The sequence below is a fragment of the Solitalea agri genome, assembly GCF_023914155.1.
In the GTDB taxonomy this organism is placed as follows: domain Bacteria; phylum Bacteroidota; class Bacteroidia; order Sphingobacteriales; family Sphingobacteriaceae; genus Solitalea; species Solitalea agri.
Map to the genome: position 1 here is coordinate 1 of NZ_JAMWYS010000064.1, position 553 is coordinate 553.

1 rRNA gene is annotated in these 553 nt (G+C 52.4%); it reads right to left on the reverse strand.

What is annotated here, in order from left to right:
- Nucleotides 1-553: ribosomal RNA gene (locus tag NF867_RS18255) — 23S ribosomal RNA — on the reverse strand; the annotation flags it as partial.

Here is a 553-nt window from a genome sequence, read left to right on the forward strand (position 1 = left end):
TGCCTTTACATCTGTAGCCTATCAACGTGATAGTCTCTCACGATCCTGTATGGATATCTCATCTTGTGGTGAGTTTCGCGCTTAGATGCTTTCAGCGCTTATCTCGACCGAACGTAGCTACTCTGCAGTACAGCTGGCGCCATAACAGATTCACTAGAGGTTCGTCCAACCCGGTCCTCTCGTACTAAGGTCAGGTCCACTCAAATATCCTACGCCCACAACAGATAGGGACCGAACTGTCTCGCGACGTTCTGAACCCAGCTCGCGTGCCACTTTAATCGGCGAACAGCCGAACCCTTGGGACCTTCTCCAGCCCCAGGATGTGACGAGCCGACATCGAGGTGCCAAACCTCCCCGTCGATATGAGCTCTTGGGGGAGATCAGCCTGTTATCCCCAGCGTACCTTTTATCCTTTGAGCGATGGCCCTTCCATGCAGAACCACCGGATCACTATATCCTACTTTCGTACCTGCTCGGCTTGTAGGCCTCACAGTCAAGCATGCTTTTGCTATTGCACTCCACGTACGGTTACCAAGCGTACTGAGCATACCTT